Origin of the sequence: uncultured Pseudokineococcus sp., from assembly GCF_947499845.1 — a bacterium.
Lineage (GTDB): Bacteria > Actinomycetota > Actinomycetes > Actinomycetales > Quadrisphaeraceae > Pseudokineococcus.
The window spans coordinates 1-326 of record NZ_CANMPM010000068.1; the positions used below are offsets into that span (position 1 = coordinate 1).

General features: G+C 68.7%; 1 protein-coding gene. It reads right to left on the reverse strand.

What is annotated here, in order from left to right; translation table 11 throughout:
• Positions 1–182 precede the first annotated feature (182 nt).
• On the reverse strand, positions 183–326 hold a 144-nt coding region (locus Q0789_RS16820), incomplete at its 5' end, for an aquaporin (RefSeq protein ID WP_363326177.1).

The following is a 326-nucleotide window of genomic DNA, read 5'->3' on the forward strand; positions in this document are numbered from 1 at the left end:
GGTCGAAGACGATGGCGCGGGTGCTCGTCGTGCCCTGGTCGATGGCGACGACGTAGCGGGCGCTGCTGGAACCGGTGCCGCTCGCCGCGGTGGTGGTCTCACTCATGGGACGTCGGTGTCCTTCTCCGGAAGGTGGGTGGATGGCAAACAGGGAGTCGAGCTGGGGTAGGTGCAGGGCCGCTTCAGGTGGTCTGCGCAATCGGCATCACGTAGTAGACGAGCGCAGCCAGCACCCCACCGATGACAGGGCCGACGACGGGGACCCACGCGTAGGCCCAGTCGGAGGAGCCCTTGCCGCGGATGGGCAGCAGGGCGTGGGCGATGCG